Origin of the sequence: Paenibacillus sp. FSL K6-4396, assembly GCF_038002525.1 — a bacterium.
Lineage (GTDB): Bacteria > Bacillota > Bacilli > Paenibacillales > Paenibacillaceae > Paenibacillus > Paenibacillus amylolyticus_B.
Map to the genome: position 1 here is coordinate 4438813 of NZ_JBBOCR010000001.1, position 16502 is coordinate 4455314.

Consider the following 16502-nt stretch of genomic DNA (forward strand, 5'->3'; position numbering starts at 1 on the left):
CTCCTTCATGTAATAAACGACTCCTCTTTCTCAACTTGCTGAATCATGATCGTTATCATCAGACCCATACTTCTTCTCAAGACCAGCAAGCAGCTCAGACGGTATATTAGGATCAAGCCCCATAATCCACCGTGCTTCTGTCGCCGCTTCTTTGGCAGTGATATAGCGTTCTTTCTCCGCCAGTACATAGTTGTTAAGCTTCGCTCTCAGATCACGCTCTCTCTCCATTTCAGTACGTAGATCAATCGGAGCGTAGTCGGCCTCTACCAAGGTTTGAACGCCATGTACTCTTGCGGCAATAGAAAAAGCCCGCTTCCAGAAACGCTTGGTTACGTTTCGAGCGGACTCTACGGACTTGATATATATTTGAGTATCCACGGAGCTGTATGTCTCAGTGGAGCCTTGATGCCTGGAAAGTAATGTGAGCAATGTTTTCAATCCCGTCGCCATCTGCGTATCGATAATATCAATCAATTTTTTGATGTCTATCATTGGTCCTGAATTGCCGCCCTTGAGATATTCAACTTTCACACTATCCCAATGAATCATTGCATCATCCGGGTTAAGTGAGTTAAAGTGCCCCATGATTTCGGTCATTCGTTCTGTTAACCACTTTTGTTGACCTGTAGGATTGTTTTTGTGCTGAGGAGGCATATTTTTCAATAGAACTTCCTCAACCACAGAAATATCCAATCTAGGATACCCTTGATTGTGAACAACTGCCTTCAAATCCTGTAACACTTGCAAATGGAAAAATACCGCTTGAAGAACTGGTAATATCGGTGTTCGCCCATACGGATCATCTATCATCGGATCGAACTCTTCATAAATGAATGTCGGTGTATCAATTTTCTTGTACTGACCAAACCATTCCTCGCCAGCACGAGGACGTGGATTCTTGATGTATTGCCAAGGAACAAGTCGATTCGTCCCCTCTTCTCTCCTAAACCAAATTGTCGCAGGGTCAACAGGTACGATATCAATCACATCGTTACAGCGCTCGTTCAGAACCACTTCGCCAGCACAAGCTCCACGTACCATGATCATCATCCGCTGAATCGTATCAAGCTTGTCCAACGATCTTCCATGCTGATAACCAGGTGAAGGAAGTGGAGAATCCAATAAGTTCTTGATTGCATCCAAAGCTCTCTGCCCATTCTTATCGTCACTACCACTCTGCTTCTTTGCTGTAAATGTAAGTGGCGTGTCTCCCATACGTAGAAAGTTGTAGAGCGCATGCGAAATATCGGGATGAACAGACACAAGAATCTCAAGCAATTCCTCGGCTGTATGGTTTTGGAGTTTAGTCAGATCAATAGTATGAGCGCTCTGGTACTTTTTCGGGAGCCAATTGAATATATCCCATCCGTTTGACGATCTTGGTGTGGTCATTCTGCCAAAGCCCATCATCTGTCGCTTTACAGCAGGCGGAAGAACCGAATTCGCAAATGAAAAAATGGCTTTATGATACCATTTCAATGTTTCACCTCCAGACATAAAAATAGAAAGCAGGAAAAGTTTCCTTACCTTCTACATTTCTTCATACTTCTATGGATTTATAATATCATGAACTTACTATACTTTTACTACGGATTCTCTACAAACGTCTTTGATAGTTTTTCTCAATGAACTTTTCATATGTCTTATCTTTAGTCGCAGACAAAATTTCACGTCCTTTTATAACTCCTTCAATAATTTTATCTAGAGAACTAAAATATCTTGCGTTCTCAAGCACCTCGATGATGCGTTTGAATGTTCCGCGGGCTATGATTAAAGCGATTAAGGCAAGTAGGAAATTAATGAAAATGCCTATGTAATAAGTGGTTTTTTCCTTATCAATGATGAGTCCATTTTGAATCTTGTTTTCTAATATAATACTTGTGATTTCCATGAGCATTTCCTTAATACTTGAAAAGTACAATGGCAACGAAAACAAAAGTAAACTGATCCCCACACTCAATACAGAACTTAGTTTATTTTGTTCTAAAATTGAATTAATATCTGATCTCAACAGATTTAATTCCTTATCTGAGAAACACTGAACTTCTGCTTCAGCTTTTTTTAATGCTAATACAGTATCTGCAATATTTTTCGCCTGATCTACTGGTTTCATGATGTTTCTATATTGATCCAAATTTTTTTTCGCTATGACGGCTCCTCCTCAATATACATTCATATCGATTATATCGGAATTCTATTTCATAATGTTATATTTGATCAAGCTGAATATTGATATCCAATTCGATGAGGCGTTCAAGATCCTGGACAGTCTGCATCTTTATATTTTCTAGACTGTAGGTCATTCACCCATTGGGCGATGCCTGCTTTACGATTTTACGATACTGTTCCTTTGATTCAAGGATGCCCTCCATGACTTCAAGCTCGCGCTGCAACAAAATTTTATCTGGTGTTCTCATGTGTAACCCTCGGCTTTCCTGCATTATGGAATGCGAGATAAGCGGATATCTGCAAAAAGTCACGCGTAGCGGGCCGCTATCTCAACCGGGTGATACCCTGGGTGATCAGGAGGGCCTTAGCGCGTCCTCCTTTTAATTTTCCAGCAAAAAATAACCGCCTTATCTAAGACCGACGGTTACCTGTGTTTTATTGAGTTTTAAATATACGCTCTCTGTGATACTCCAAGTAAACCTTGTGCCCCTCTAAGAGATCTACTTTCATTTCTTCATGTACGTTCATCAATATTTTATTATGGGCTTCAAGTAATGGAGATACCAAAACGAAGCCGTCATCACGAAAACTTATCAGACCCTTATCAAAAAGAATGTCATGCGCTGGACATAGTAGAAAACCGTTATATTGATCGAGTCTTTCTTTGTTACTAGACACACTCCAAGGCTTTGTGTGGCTAGCTCTTAAAAGATTCGGGTTATCAATCCCACACAACTTACATTTTTCTTCAAGCGCTCGTAACCTCTGTTTGAAAATACCTTGACCGATTCTGTTTTTAACAACTTGTTCTCTAACTGTCTCTTGCGGCTCATCTGAAACTGCAATTATTTCAGCTTCAATTAATTCATCTTCGCTTTTTTCAACGGCGACAACATCCTCTAATTTAAGTTCTAGCAAGGAGAATAAGTAGTCAGCAAGTTGATCTGTTACCTGAAATAGGTATCCTGTATTTCCTCGGCCTAATGAATTAAAAGGGGCGTACTTTTCACCTTGTAAAGCTAAAATGTCATCCATGTAATCCTTGTACCTAATAGGTTTATCCACTTGAACGTATCTTGCATCAACTTTCCATCCGTCATTCTCCCATAGATCAACTTCTGCAAGATCGGCAGGCTTAGATGACTCTTTAAAACCATTCTTGGCAACAATAATTGATAACAATTCACCATTAAAACTATTAAAAATTACGTCCCCCTTTGATACTAAGGTCATGGAATTCCAGTGATGGAAGGTCTGACCTTCTATATTTGCTTTAGGAGCCCATAAGAATTCCCCTTTTTTTTCTTCTTTGTAGCTTTTGTTTTGAAACACTAAGAAATATCTCATAAAGTTACCTGGCCCCATATCGTTTATATTTAGGTATCTAGTTCGACATAATGCAACAAATCTCCTTTCAAAATAGCGATTCAAAAGTTACTAATTATTTGTACTTACCCGAAACATAAGTACAAAAGCTTTATGCTGTTGGACTCCTGGTAACGTCGCTTGATTACATCGCAGAACTTCGGATCAATCTCCATGGTCCTGCAAGATCGATCCATCTGATCACAAGTCATCAGCTTGGAGGCACTGGGCCCAAGTCGGCTGATGGCCACCGACTACATGTCCTATTCGATCGTTCCAGACAAACGGCTCAACAAAACCCAATTCCTCTATACTACAACGAAGCTTCTCATGTTTAACGTCCCCAGGTTGAAGGTTAACACGGGGGGTAGGCTGCTGCATTAATCTGATCGATCGGCACGATCCTGATGTTCATCTCAATTACCTACAAAAAAGCCATCCTTAATAATCTAGATGGCTTTAATTTATTTAGAAAACAACTCGTAGCGCTCGTATAGTCCACTGGATTTGAGTAATCCCAATAAATTTTCATCATCAATTGCCCTAACAATAAATTCTATCTCCACATCTTGAATAACCATTTCTAACATATCGTATAGAACCTTTCTCTGTAAGCCAGTTAACTCATAGATGCTAATTAACTGTAGGATATAAAAGGTTATGTTTAAATAGTCTTGAATGTACCTGTTACTTTCAGGTATATTTTTGTTTCTGACCATGCTTTTCAGGGCACTTAAACCAATCACACGACCAGTATCCGTTTGTGCTATTATAGCTCCAAGACGTTCAATTCTCTTTTTTAGTAAATCATCCACTATTCTCATAGCTGTCTCAAAGTTCAGTAAATACTTTTGACCCTCCAATTGGTCAGCTGATCGAGCTGTTTCTTCTCGCTGTAACTTCAATTCTTCAGTCTGCATTTTTATAGCTTCTCGTTGTAACGTAAGCTCTTGTCTTTGAACAGTTATCGTATAAATAAGGCCAGCAAATGCAAGGCCTGAAAACAACGCATTAACCGCCCCAAACATATCTCCGAATGTTCCAGCTTCTAAAGATTGAGCGTCATACAATTTCGGTACGAAGTACCACGAAGCCCCCCACAATAAAATGATTGTTGCGACTACTAATCCAAAGATAATATGCCTCTTCATTAGCCCACTCCCATATAATCCTGATAGAACATATACCAGTATCAGATAAAAGGTAAACTCGGTCAAGCACTGTCAGAGAAGCGAAGAAAAAAGCACCCGAAGGTGCTTTAAGAATCTCCAGAAGAATTTTCAGAAGCGACATCCAATTCTTTCCCCTCTGTAAACTCGCTTAATTTTCTCTCTAAATATGTACCGATAGTCCATACGTAAGCCCCAGCTAAAACCCAAATTACGATAACAATTATGATTGCTATTTTTGAGAACCAAAATAATAAGATTCCCAAGATAATTTCCATTAAAACAATGAAAAAAGCATTTCCATGTTCTCTCAAATGCTTATATGACTCCACGTACTCTTTTATTGCATCATTTTTTTCTCGCTTTGCTCTATGTTCAGCCAACTGTTCATAATATTTATAAATATCACGCTCTCTATTATCTTTATAAACAAATCCCCTAATGGCATGAAATAGTAGTATTGGGCCACTGGCTATGTAACAAAAAGCCAAACCCAAAAAACCATAAAGCCATAAATGTACCATTTGAAAATTGTTAACACTAACTTTAAATGCGTCAACTTTTACAAGGATGTCTTTTACGTTAGAACCTTCCCCAAATACCAGTAATAGAACTATTATTGTTCCGACTACTGTCCCGACAAAATACCTTACTAGATAGAACTCCCACCATCTTTGCTCCCTATCCATTCATTCACCCCTAATCGTCAATGTGTTTCCATTCTAGCAAAGAATATACAAAAATCAATTTAATATTATGTTCTCTTTGTGTTGAGTTGGTTTCAACATTTGGGTGAGCCTCATATTAGTTCGTACGCTCACTCAGACGCTGTTCTCCGCTCTTCAATGGACTGGTCCCTTCAAACGGACGTTCTCATGTTAAGAAGCTCAACACGGCTCACATTCTGTCATATGAGAGCAAAAGAAACAGCACCACGATGGGTGCTTATGTCCTGCTTTAAATTCAAGTATTAAATGGTCTGTAGTATGTTTTAAAATTTTCTTCGGAAGTGACACTGATGAAAGGGAGATCCAAGTTGCTACGGTCAACTCCTGGGGTAAGGACCCTAGTGTGTATCAAATCATAAATGATTTCATTAACAAGCATAGCGTCTTCGTTCGTAATAGGAGTACTCAGCCTAATATTTAACCGGGCTTCTACTGGATTAATCGGGGCTTCACTGTGTAAAACACTTCTAACATACTCATGAATAGCACCTGTTTGAGTTTGTGGATTCTCTTTAAGAAAATGGAGAATAACCTGTAATAAATATTCTTTTCGATTCATCTTCGTATCCCCTATCAAAGAATAGTAGTGTTACAGCTTACTATACGTCTATGGAATATTTTGGTCGCAAACTTTTATTATTTGTTTGAGCAAAAGAAAAAGCACCCCGATGGGTGCTTAAAACAATACAATATTGTTTTTATGGAAATCCTCAAGTCCGACCAAAAGCATATCAAATGTAGATTTTTCGCGTATGTCCATGTCTTTCGCTTTTTCTAGTAATTGTCCCAATTCCTTTGCAGCATCCCTATGACCTGCTTTAGCAAGTTTGGCTACGGAAGAAAGAACTACTTCGTTTAAGGTCTCTGATACAGTTGAAGCATACACAACTTTATGATTCTTAATAGAATCAGCTAATGTTACATCTTCGCCTAAAAAGCTTAAATATACTTTGCTAACATTATAGAATCTGCTGGTTTCTTCTTCCATTAATTCTTCGTACACACAATCACCTCCTCGACATCATATTTCGACATCAGGAAGGTTTTTCCTCTAAATAAAAAGCACCCCGAAGGATGCTTATCTGTTATTTACCTGTTACTGCATTGAAGATTGCTTTATAAGTATTTACTACAGCTTCATCACTCAAAAACGTCTCTGCGTAAGCGCCTGAGTCTGGATTTGTGTTGAGCGCTTCTCCTCTAGCTTTAACTACTGCTTGCACAATATCAGATGCAATTTCATGATATGCTTTACTCATGCTGTTCCCCTCCCTTATTTACTATTAACTACAGGGATATTTTACCTCTTTCGAACAGATAGGTCTACTACAAAACTGCTTTACTCCATCCCATCTGCCCCATACACTTCCTTTGCATTTCTCAGGCTGCTTGTAGGGGCGAATGCGTATCTTCTCCCGTCTTCTGCTGATCACTTCAATTCCTCCAATGAAAAAAGCCGATCCCGAAGGAACGACTTTGGCTGTGATATGTATAATAAAGTTTTTTGTTCTTATAGTACCCTCGGATACGGTTGAAGATGATCCGATCACATTTCCTCGTTATTTTTCTTAGGCACTCGTCTTTACATTCGCCGTTTTCTTTGAAGATGATAATTTCTCTTTCATAGCAAGCAACATCTCAACCAATTCATCCCGAGCGATCAACCTTACTCCATTTGATTTAGCAAGCTGATATGCCTGTTCTGTATAATTGCTATTTGTAACAACCCATGCTCCATTTGCTCGGTAGTGTGCCTTGGCTCCTTGAACTTCTTGTACAGCTTTCAATCCAACATTTTTCTTATATCTTTTAGCTTGCACAACGATTCGTTTTCCATCTTTAGATATAACCAGGTCGGCACCATAATCACCTGCAGCTTTCGTAACCTCTGCCTTAAACCCTTGGAAACGAAACAGATGTCCAAGATAATGCTCAAACTGTACTCCATCCATTTTATCGATTTCGGCGATTCCTGACCTCTTAAGTCTTTCGGCACGCTTCTGTTGGATGATAATCATCAAAACAATAATACCAACAACCCCAAGAAATCCAACGACGAGTGATACTTGCCAAGATTTTGTTAAAGAATACGCTCCTAAAATACCTCCCAGCATTGCCATACCAGCTAACCCTTGGAATAACTCTTCTTCTTGCTTCGACTTACTTCTTCTTCTTGCCATTATATCTTCCCCCAAGCATGTATATTGTCCTAAACACATTTCGACACTTGGGACTAATTTCCTGCAATGAATAGAAAAAGCAAGAAGAGGAACGCCCCAGTCATATGCCGCATGTGCAGCTGTGCGTTTCATTCTCGCCCGATTTCCACAAACAATACAAATGTATCACGTCTAAAGTCCAACGAACCTCCAACTTCCTACCAAATATCAATCATTAATCAGTCGTTTTATTTTCGTATCCCCAAAAACTAAGCTGACCTACTATATCTACTTTCAACCTATTAATTTTATTATATATAGTAGCAAACACAATAAGATAATTGTTAGTCATAAGGAATGGGAAAACTGTATTGAGACCGTTTGGGCCAAACTTTAATTGTCTAGACTCACCTAAATATCCACTAATTATTGAACTTGTGCCGTGTACAAACTCACTGCTCTTCTTATACGCTACTATATATTGTTCTTCTAATGAAAAATCCATGTTCAATAATTCTTTAATCTTCCCGGTGTCATCTACTCTCCTTGCCCTCTTATCCAAAGAATCGTCGAGTGCCCATGAGCGTTTCTTTTTATTATTATTGGTCCTAACAAAATTGGGATAGTTCTCATCGTACTTCTCTACTCTTTCCTTTAGTTGCTGACTATCCCAATGTTCTAAAACTTCAAACTCTGCACTGTCACCTTTTTTCTGACGATGTGCAATGAAATCCTTCCACTTATTGTGTATGCCGTATTTACGAACGGCAGAGTAATCAACCCATGCTCTTCTTTCCAAAGGAGGTTGGCCCGTTATATCTTTACACAACCACAAATAAGAAAAGTCTATTAAACTTTCTAATACTGCCCTTGAAAGAATTATACTTGAGGAACCGTTACCTGTAGTAATTAATTGAAACACACTATTGCCCAATTGATTTATGTGGGTGAGGAATATATTACTTATCAATTGTAATTCATCTTTTTTAGACTTCTTTTTAGTATTTACTTCTTCCATAAGGAGTTCATAGAGCGCTAATACAAATAAAAGATTTTTACTTTGCCTAATATCAGCAAACTTATTTTCGCCAAGTTCATCTAATTTTTCGCGCCATCCGTCTTTAAGCGGTATCAATTCTTTCATAAAGAACCCCCTCAAGAAATATATGTTTACTATCCTTAGTTTAGCGATTACAAAAGAAATAGGCCAGTTACCTGGCCTCAGTCAAATACTCCTGATTATTTTCAAAAGATACTTCTACTTTCATTTCACCTGCAAAGATACTAATTGCCTCATTCTTTACCCTTCTGAATGTACTATCATTTAGTCCCACTTCCCCACAACTAATTTAATCGAACTCCCCTCATTATCCAGGTAACTACACTGAATAACTTCACGTTGCGAACTTGAAAGTCTGTTCATTACAATTTCAAGTGCTTCATCCATCCGAGGAACGCCCCGGTCATGTGCCGCATTGTGCAGCCGTGCGTTTCATTCTCGCCTTTTTCTATGCTCCTAATGTATCACGGAAAATGGTCATATGGGGGGGTTCAACATAGTCTCAAAATGAGGTCAAGTAAGGTTCATATTTGGGTCAAATAATTAAGGACCTCATTTAGTTGGTATGCCAGCATTGAAACTTTCCATTTTGCTGGTATAGTCATAAAATGACAAGCGGGCTCTTATTTTCGAATCATTGCTCCTTAAAGTTTGAGTGACAATATTTGATCTACTATGGTCTCCGTTTAATTCAATTGGTTCCGAAATATCCTCAATTATTGCAGTGAGACATAACTTCAAATCTTCAGATGCACCATTAAGATATTGAAATGTGTTTGAGTAAACATCCGATTGACTCCATTCTTTAGACATCCCTGATAACTCTTTTTTTATTTGTTCCAGCTCGGGAAGTAATGATTTAGCTTCGGAAACGGATATGTTTGAAGCATCCTCATTTATACCTTCTGTTATAGTAACAAGTCTCTCGTATATTGGTACTGTAACTTCATTAAATCTCTTTGTCTCTGCCTTATTATTTTCCCTCAGAAGTGCCTCTTTCGCCATTGTTTTTAAGGCTGCTGCATCTTTACTATTAGGCTCTTCTATCAAAGCGTTTTGTATGTACTCCAGTGTTTCTTCGTATTCACCTTCCTTCATAGAATCTTTGGCTTTTCTCATGTACCCTTCGTATGCATTAAACATTGTACAAGCTGAACAAACAAGCACTATAACAATTAAAAATAAAATAATTTTATGCACCGCTAATCCTCTTTCTAATAAAAATTGTGTAATCTTCAAGTTATTATACCATCTACCCTTTTAACTATTACATGAAAATGACTGATCACTAAATAAAATAGGGCGAAATAGTTTCGCCCCTGCTCTCACTGATCGTTTCTTTGCACGAATATCCTTGAGCGTATATCTCAATCCACTCCATTGCTGTTAATGTTATCTTTTTATTGTCACACCTCCTATTGCGGGAAGCATCATAGACTGAGGTGTTCCCAGCAAATATTCTCCGAAAGTGAGTACATATGCGTCTGCTCTGTCAGGCGACTTTAATCCGCGCTTTTTCATGTCCTTCTTACTCTCAAGCAGTATCTTCCCCTTACTGGTCATTGACCATTTTCTGGCAGTCAATTGGGAAGTGAGTACATCATCATCGGGTAATTGTAAGACCGCAGAATCGTTGTTCATATAATTGCTCATATTTTGTTCCAGAAGCCCCTTGATATACGCCCACATTTCAGCGCCCAGGTTTCCATAATGTTCATCCAAAGACGATGATCCATTGTTGATTGGAATGACTTCATACGGAAGCCCTTCTTCTGCTATAACTTCGTTCAATCGATCCGTCACACCACCACCTACACCAGTATCATCTATCCTGATTCTCGTATGAACGACTTCTGGGAACTGTGGAAGCAATTCTCTTATCAAGTTCAGCACCCAGCCAGCAGTAATCATTGTATCTTTCTTGAAATGATGATGCTGCCCCACTGTTACAGGGCCAATACCAGCATACATAGATGTCTCATCATCTCCAAAGCGAGCAACGTCACAGCCTATGGTTAGGATATCGCCAGATGGTTCCAAGGCTACATCTTTGGCAGCAAATTCGGCCACTTCAAGAGCAATGAAGGTTTCTGATTCTCCACGAGGGAATTCCCCTTCAACCCGGACACGCCATACATCCGAACCTTTTCCATACTTCCGTTCAAGCATGGCTATATTCTCTTTGCTTGTCCGAGGACTGTTTAAGCAAGATACTTTATGTGTATTGTAATCTGCTCGGTCCCTGTTATGAGAATCATAGAATACACCGCTGGTCCGAGTAGGGTTTCCACACATGAGCAGCTTATTGAACTCACCCGAAAGTGTACCTAGGATCGCTTCCATGATCCGATCCTCAACCCCTGAAGCCTCATCCACAATGAATAACATGTAGTCTTCATGGAAACCCTGCATGTTCTCCGGCTTGGTAGCTGTACGGGCTGTAGCAAACCAGCGTTCCTCATAATTTCGCATGTAAATCTTAGTCTTCGTCCATTTGAGTATCCGTTTGAGCAAAGGACTTTTCTCTTGCCATTTGCTAATCTCAGCCCATAAGACATCATGCAGTTGCTGACGAGTAGGTGCTGTACAGATAACCTTCGGAAACGGGAAGCACGATAGGAACCATAATGCCACCGCTGCCTCAAGACCAGTCTTCCCCACACCCTGTCCAGATCGCACCGAAACTCGTGGACCTCCAGCTATGTCCATCATTACTTCTGCTTGCCACTCATCAGGAGTGAATTTCAGCAGTTCCACACAAAAAAGAACCGGGTTCTTCCGGTACTCAGGAATTCTCTTTTTGAATGCAGCAAAGCGGCGTTTTGTTTGCGGAGACTCTTTACTCACCAGACTCCACCGCCTTTACCCAATCCTCGATCAGATCATCCTCTGTATCTCCATCACCGTTCTTCAGTTTCTCGATCTCAAGGCGGGTTTTATCAACTTTGGCCTGCATCTGATCCAGTTTCAATCTGCGCTCATCTTCCTGTGGTGCGATATCAAGGAATTGTTTGATAGCTCCCCTGATCTCCCGCATGACCGTAGCTTCTGCCTTGATGAAACTAGCATATTTATCCCAAGCGAATTGAATTTCCCATTCGTATTCATCTCCATACTCACCTGGTTTCTCCCTTTTCAACTCTTTGGTCATGTCCTCTTTGTCTTTGATGAAGAAGATACGCTGCGCCCAAATGATTTTACGGAATCCCTGGGTGATGTTATGCCAGATCATATCTATCGGTTCCATTTGCTGCACTATATCAATGAGTTCAAGGTATTCAGCGTCTTGTGGCTCAAATTTACGGAATAGACCATGAGTGACAGCTTTCTGATTGCCGAGTGGACCTCCTTTACCCCCTCTGTTACCTTTAGCATTCTGATTGCCACGAGGAGCACCGGGTTTAGCGTTAGCCATCTTCCCTTCCCATTGATCAAGTGACTTCCATTTTCGAACTGATTCAGGCGTGATGCCCAGCTTTTCTGCAATCTCTTTTGGCTTCATCACACCGCTGCTATCTTTCCAGATTTTGAACGCTTTCTTCCGATTCGGATTCTGTTTCCTGCTCACAAAATTATCACCACTTTCATGTAATTGAGTTGGAATTCCTATTTAAGGTCAGTAATAGTCAAACGTTACGAATCAAAATAAGCCTCCGTCTGAATCGCAGGCTAGTGTTCTTTACTCATATCCACTAAATAATGTAAGTTGACTGAAACATAAAGGTAATTCTGTTGCACTCATTTCAGGCATAAAAAAACATGTTTCTTCATCTAATGTCTTGCTAATTGATAAATGAGTGCAATATAAACCGTATTGTGTTGCACTAAATTCACCTTAAATTCAAGATTGCCTTGTCCATCATGTCCTGAGTCAGCCCGATATAGTCCAAAGTCTCCCTTGGATCGCTGTGTCCAAACATATCCATTAGTAACGCTAGATTCTCAGGATTGTCCATGTAGAGCCTATATGCCCATGTCTTCCGCAATGAATGGACTCCGATATCCTTTAACCTGAATTCCTGAGCTGCTTCGTGTAAAAAACGATAGGCTGTTGTCCGATCGATCGGTTTATTTCGCATACGGCTGATCGTTTTAATCTGACGACTAGCAAACAGATAATCAGTTGGTCGCATGTCAGCAGTGAATTCGTCCAGATCCTCTCTTATACTCGGATGGATAATAAAAGTCTTCGCATGCTTATTTTTTTGCTCAACCATACTGATATGGGTCCCTTTAGTTTGCCACGCCTTGAGTTCGAGCAAGTCAGATACTCGAAGTCCGCTGTATATGCCCATACAAAAAAATAAGTAATTCCGCATGCTTCGTATATAGAAGTATTCCTTCATCCCATCTATAACCCGTTCATCACGGATCGGCTGTACCTTTCTCATTTAGTCACCTTCTCTTGAACATGATTCGACTTCCAGCAGCGCGGCATAATACACATCTGAACAACCCCTGTCCAGGTTCCCAAACAACAGCCCCGACATTTCTCTGGTTGCTTGTCCGAAACCCTCGGGATAGCCGGTTCATTTCTGCTGTAAAAATGACTATCCATACTCTTCCCTCCTACAAAAAGGCCGCTCACATGAGCGACCTTCTTATTTACGTTATTGTATGGATTTAAGATAACATGCTTTTAATGCTAATTTACTGTTGTTTTTAGACAGTTAAGTTAGCTTATTCTTTTGGTTCAGCATTAGAGTTTCTGCCACGTTTAGGCTTTTCAAGAGATTGTATTTTTTCGTTTTTTTCTGCTACTTGGGCTTGCAATGCTTCCATCGTTCCCATCAATTTTCCGTTCTCAATATTAGCGACCAATAATTGTTTCGTTAACTCTTCATTATTATTTTTTAGCTGGCTTAATTCTGACTCTGATTTCTCATTTATGACTTGCTGCCGTGTTAATTCGGAGAGTAATTTCCTATTTTCTTCTGTGCTCTCATTCAAAACCAACTGAAGCTTGTCACTACTTGTTTGTAAGTAACTCGTCAATTCGTCACTAGAGTTCAAACGATTAGCTAATCCTGTTGTTTTCATAATCTCATCTTGTAGCGATATTTGCAGGGTTGACTCATTCTCTTTTGAAACTTTTAAAACAGATTCTAACTCGGCTTTATCTTGACGCAGTATTTCAATTTCAGCAGCCATCTGATCCGCTATATCCGCAGTTTCCTTTTGTTTAAACTCCAAAGCACTTTGAATAGATAACATTTCTTCTTTCTCTGACTGAAGGCGAGCAGAGGCAATTTCTACTGCCATATTCCACAACTCTACTCCGAATTCTTCTAACTTATCACTAATTTTTGCAGGAACTGGTTCCTTGTTAACTGGGGATTCTGAATCTCTACGTTCTTTGTGCCATTCGTTCATTAACTCGCTAATCGTGGTGTAGCTACCGCTTCCAAGACGCTTACGAACATTAGCGAGTGTAGGTTTAATTCCCTCTGCATCTAGTTCATCTGCAACCAAGAATATTTGTTCTTTATCAATCGCCATAAGAATTCTCCTTAACATCAATGTTTTGTAATATTTGTAGTATGTATTGTTGTATGTAGTATTATATGTATTATACAATGATACACTACAATTTTCAATATAAACCTCAGTTCTGAACTCAAGGGAAAGCCCCGTCAACATCAATGCTGGCAGGGCTTTTCTCTCAGTTCAATTTGGGTTTATTAAACCTATTTCACCTTCTTCGTTCCGTCCTCGTCCGTAATCGATCGTTACAAAATCCAACGTACGATTAAATTTCAGGCTGTTAGCAATACCAGCTATTGCCCTACGCCGTTTATCTGCGAATGTTGTTGCGGCGATGCCGGGAACATCCTTGCGATATCCTTTTTCCATGTATCCTTGAGCTTTCAGGTACTTCTTCCCTTCCAGAAACAACAATCTCGCTACTACACCCTCATGGGGATCTTTAATGTTATTTATGGCGAATTTGATGTTATTAGATATGAATACGTACAGCTCGTAATTGGCGTGCCGCTTGTCCTTCATGATAACTGCGTTTGCTGTGACGTCAGCAGTCAGTTCATGGCCTGATTCACGTTTCGCAACCGATCCCTCTGCGGACAGTAACTCATACGCCGACATTCCATTCTCGATCTGTTTAAGTGCATATTCATAATTTTGAATGATGTCGATCATGTCCACATATTTTCCGAGAAGCCATTTGGTTTTACGAATATCTTCTTCATCCACATCCGAAAAAAAGTTTAACTGGATAATCTTATTGGTATCATTAATGTCTTCTTGCTTAGGTGTGACAATAATCTCTTCTGTGCTCATGCCATTCCCTCCCCGATCTCCCGTTTACATTTTTCTCTCATCAATTCCAAGCACCGATTTTCGAACCACTCAAGTTCCCTCTTGACCTGGTCCCGGTCCGAAGCAATCTTAGCATTAATTTCAGTCAGCTCTTTCATTGTTTGATCACGTTCGTTTATAGCTTCAATCAAATCCTCTGGAGCTACGCCTTCCCACTCATTTATCAAACCAGCTACACGATTGTTCATTCCACCACCAACTTTCCTAACTTTTTCAGGCTCCGTCTGCTATGAGCCCCGGTGAATTTATTGAGGTGTGCAATCTTTTTCATGGTTCGTGAAGAGTCCAATTGCGCCGTCATCCGATCAGGAAACGTCATTTCATGACAGTGTTCATCATATCTAATCTTCTGGGCCTCAAGACCAATCACCAGGCAGGATTGTATTGCAACGGCATCGTCGTAGGTTAATCCGAACTGTCTCATTCTGTATCCGCTCCTTCCCCACCCAAAAGTTCAGGGTTTTCGTAGATATTTCCGATCACTTCTCCGTCTTCTATATATCCCAAATGTAAGCCCATTAAAGGTTCTTTGCCTCTGAATAACTGGAACATGCCTCCGTATAACCTCACTACCAGATTTTCAGGCAACGGGCCGCTGCTCTCAAAATTCAACTTGCTTACTTTAACGATATCGCCATCGTAGTAATCCTTACCTTTGCTGTCCTTTATTCCGGAATAGAGCATTAACACCATGTACGGTGACCATATGCATACCTTCAACCAGTTCCGATCTAAGAATTCGTATGACATCTCTTTGGTTTCGGTATCCCATGCTCTTGCTCCGAATTCATACAGCGTCATGCTTATCCGCTCCTTCCTCAACCAACTCAAATTCCGACAACACTAAATTCCCGTCCATATCTAAGCAACCCACATATACTTCTCTACCTTGACTATCTGTCGCAAAGTATTCTTCTGTTTCCTCATACAAATCCGCTGTCAGTTCATCACCCTCTTTTACCTCGTACAACAAGTTTGTTCCGCTGAACGCTTGGAAGGGATCTGTGCATCTCACCTTAATCTGTTTCATTGTTCCGCTCCTTCCTTGGGAGCCAACACAACTCTTTCAAGCGGAATCGTGTATAATTCGTCTGCAAATCGTAATTTCGCGTACCAGCCGCCCCGGTGCCATTCGATGTGATCAACCTTAACTTTCTTCAAAAATGGGAACTGTATTTCATCGACCACGTTCACAATGTCGCCTGGTTTAACCTCGTACCCCTTATCCAACATAGGCTTCCCGTCCCGTCTCACAACGGCTGGAACACCTGTTACCGCGTCTACAATCAGGAGATAAGTGTCACGGTCTGAATCATTTTGTCCTGGAGTGTATGAAACAAATGGATGCTCACACTTAGGGCAACAATCAAGTTCGCGTCCATCCAGTTCATGGAATGGGCTCTCACAGATATCACAGTACATTTCAAGGATTTCAATTGCCATATTGCTAGTTTTGTAGAAGTCGATTATTTTGCTCATGGTTTGTATACCCTCCTATTCGGGGAGACCGACCAAC

General features: G+C 40.2%; 21 protein-coding genes and 1 pseudogene. All 22 read right to left on the bottom strand.

Going from position 1 to position 16502, the window contains the following annotated elements; translation table 11 throughout:
- Window positions 1–30: 30 nt before the first annotated feature.
- Window positions 31–1497, bottom strand: a complete 1467-nt coding sequence (locus MHB85_RS19235; RefSeq protein WP_341073472.1) for a hypothetical protein — start codon at window positions 1495–1497, stop codon at window positions 31–33.
- Between the two features lie 100 nt (window positions 1498–1597).
- Complete coding sequence (locus tag MHB85_RS19240; protein WP_341073473.1) at window positions 1598–2113, bottom strand: hypothetical protein; 516 nt, start codon at window positions 2111–2113, stop codon at window positions 1598–1600.
- 94 nt (window positions 2114–2207) lie between these two features.
- Window positions 2208–2417, bottom strand: a pseudogene (locus tag MHB85_RS31220) (hypothetical protein).
- Window positions 2418–2604: 187 nt separating this feature from the next.
- A complete protein-coding gene (locus tag MHB85_RS19245) occupies window positions 2605–3501 on the bottom strand; it encodes an HNH endonuclease (protein ID WP_341073475.1) in 897 nt (298 codons plus the stop codon).
- A gap of 497 nt (window positions 3502–3998) precedes the next feature.
- Window positions 3999–4685 carry a hypothetical protein gene (locus MHB85_RS19250; protein WP_341073476.1) on the bottom strand — a complete coding sequence of 229 codons (687 nt, stop codon included), beginning with the start codon at window positions 4683–4685 and terminating at the stop codon, window positions 3999–4001.
- A 107-nt stretch (window positions 4686–4792) separates the two neighbouring features.
- Entirely contained in the window at window positions 4793–5392 is a 600-nt protein-coding gene (locus MHB85_RS19255; protein WP_341073477.1) for a hypothetical protein, read from the bottom strand.
- A 274-nt stretch (window positions 5393–5666) separates the two neighbouring features.
- Window positions 5667–5990: a hypothetical protein gene (locus tag MHB85_RS19260; RefSeq protein ID WP_341073478.1), complete on the bottom strand. Its 324-nt coding sequence runs from the start codon at window positions 5988–5990 to the stop codon at window positions 5667–5669.
- Between the two features lie 117 nt (window positions 5991–6107).
- Entirely contained in the window at window positions 6108–6434 is a 327-nt protein-coding gene (locus MHB85_RS19265) for a hypothetical protein (protein ID WP_341073480.1), read from the bottom strand.
- Between the two features lie 82 nt (window positions 6435–6516).
- Window positions 6517–6690 (bottom strand): hypothetical protein, encoded by a 174-nt coding sequence (locus MHB85_RS19270; RefSeq protein ID WP_341073481.1) that lies wholly within the window; start codon window positions 6688–6690, stop codon window positions 6517–6519.
- Window positions 6691–6999: 309 nt separating this feature from the next.
- A complete protein-coding gene (locus MHB85_RS19275) occupies window positions 7000–7743 on the bottom strand; it encodes a restriction endonuclease (protein WP_341073482.1) in 744 nt (247 codons plus the stop codon).
- Window positions 7744–7825: 82 nt separating this feature from the next.
- The gene (locus tag MHB85_RS19280) at window positions 7826–8734 is read right to left on the bottom strand and encodes a DUF5677 domain-containing protein (RefSeq protein ID WP_341073484.1); all 909 of its coding nucleotides are present in this window, start codon (window positions 8732–8734) and stop codon (window positions 7826–7828) included.
- Window positions 8735–9202: 468 nt separating this feature from the next.
- Window positions 9203–9889, bottom strand: a complete 687-nt coding sequence (locus MHB85_RS19285; RefSeq protein WP_341073486.1) for a hypothetical protein — start codon at window positions 9887–9889, stop codon at window positions 9203–9205.
- 153 nt (window positions 9890–10042) lie between these two features.
- Window positions 10043–11500, bottom strand: a complete 1458-nt coding sequence (locus MHB85_RS19290) for a DEAD/DEAH box helicase family protein (RefSeq protein WP_341074252.1) — start codon at window positions 11498–11500, stop codon at window positions 10043–10045.
- Window positions 11490–12218 (bottom strand): phage terminase small subunit, encoded by a 729-nt coding sequence (terS, locus tag MHB85_RS19295; protein WP_341073487.1) that lies wholly within the window; start codon window positions 12216–12218, stop codon window positions 11490–11492. The genes MHB85_RS19290 and terS overlap by 11 nt, the downstream gene beginning before the upstream one ends.
- 262 nt (window positions 12219–12480) lie before the next feature.
- The gene (locus tag MHB85_RS19300) at window positions 12481–13041 is read right to left on the bottom strand and encodes a tyrosine-type recombinase/integrase (RefSeq protein WP_210108836.1); all 561 of its coding nucleotides are present in this window, start codon (window positions 13039–13041) and stop codon (window positions 12481–12483) included.
- 289 nt (window positions 13042–13330) lie between these two features.
- The gene (locus tag MHB85_RS19305; RefSeq protein WP_341073488.1) at window positions 13331–14149 is read right to left on the bottom strand and encodes a DNA-binding protein; all 819 of its coding nucleotides are present in this window, start codon (window positions 14147–14149) and stop codon (window positions 13331–13333) included.
- A gap of 168 nt (window positions 14150–14317) precedes the next feature.
- On the bottom strand, window positions 14318–14947 hold the full coding sequence (locus MHB85_RS19310; RefSeq protein ID WP_341073489.1) for a hypothetical protein: 630 nt from the start codon (window positions 14945–14947) through the stop codon (window positions 14318–14320).
- Complete coding sequence (locus MHB85_RS19315) at window positions 14944–15174, bottom strand: hypothetical protein (protein WP_341073491.1); 231 nt, start codon at window positions 15172–15174, stop codon at window positions 14944–14946. The genes MHB85_RS19310 and MHB85_RS19315 overlap by 4 nt, the downstream gene beginning before the upstream one ends.
- Window positions 15171–15410, bottom strand: a complete 240-nt coding sequence (locus tag MHB85_RS19320; RefSeq protein ID WP_341073493.1) for a hypothetical protein — start codon at window positions 15408–15410, stop codon at window positions 15171–15173. Before MHB85_RS19320 ends, MHB85_RS19315 begins: the two co-directional genes overlap by 4 nt.
- On the bottom strand, window positions 15407–15787 hold the full coding sequence (locus MHB85_RS19325) for a YopX family protein (RefSeq protein WP_341073494.1): 381 nt from the start codon (window positions 15785–15787) through the stop codon (window positions 15407–15409). Before MHB85_RS19325 ends, MHB85_RS19320 begins: the two co-directional genes overlap by 4 nt.
- Window positions 15774–16016, bottom strand: a complete 243-nt coding sequence (locus MHB85_RS19330; RefSeq protein WP_341073496.1) for a hypothetical protein — start codon at window positions 16014–16016, stop codon at window positions 15774–15776. The genes MHB85_RS19325 and MHB85_RS19330 overlap by 14 nt, the downstream gene beginning before the upstream one ends.
- Window positions 16013–16465 (bottom strand): hypothetical protein, encoded by a 453-nt coding sequence (locus tag MHB85_RS19335; RefSeq protein ID WP_341073497.1) that lies wholly within the window; start codon window positions 16463–16465, stop codon window positions 16013–16015. Before MHB85_RS19335 ends, MHB85_RS19330 begins: the two co-directional genes overlap by 4 nt.
- Window positions 16466–16502: the final 37 nt, after the last annotated feature.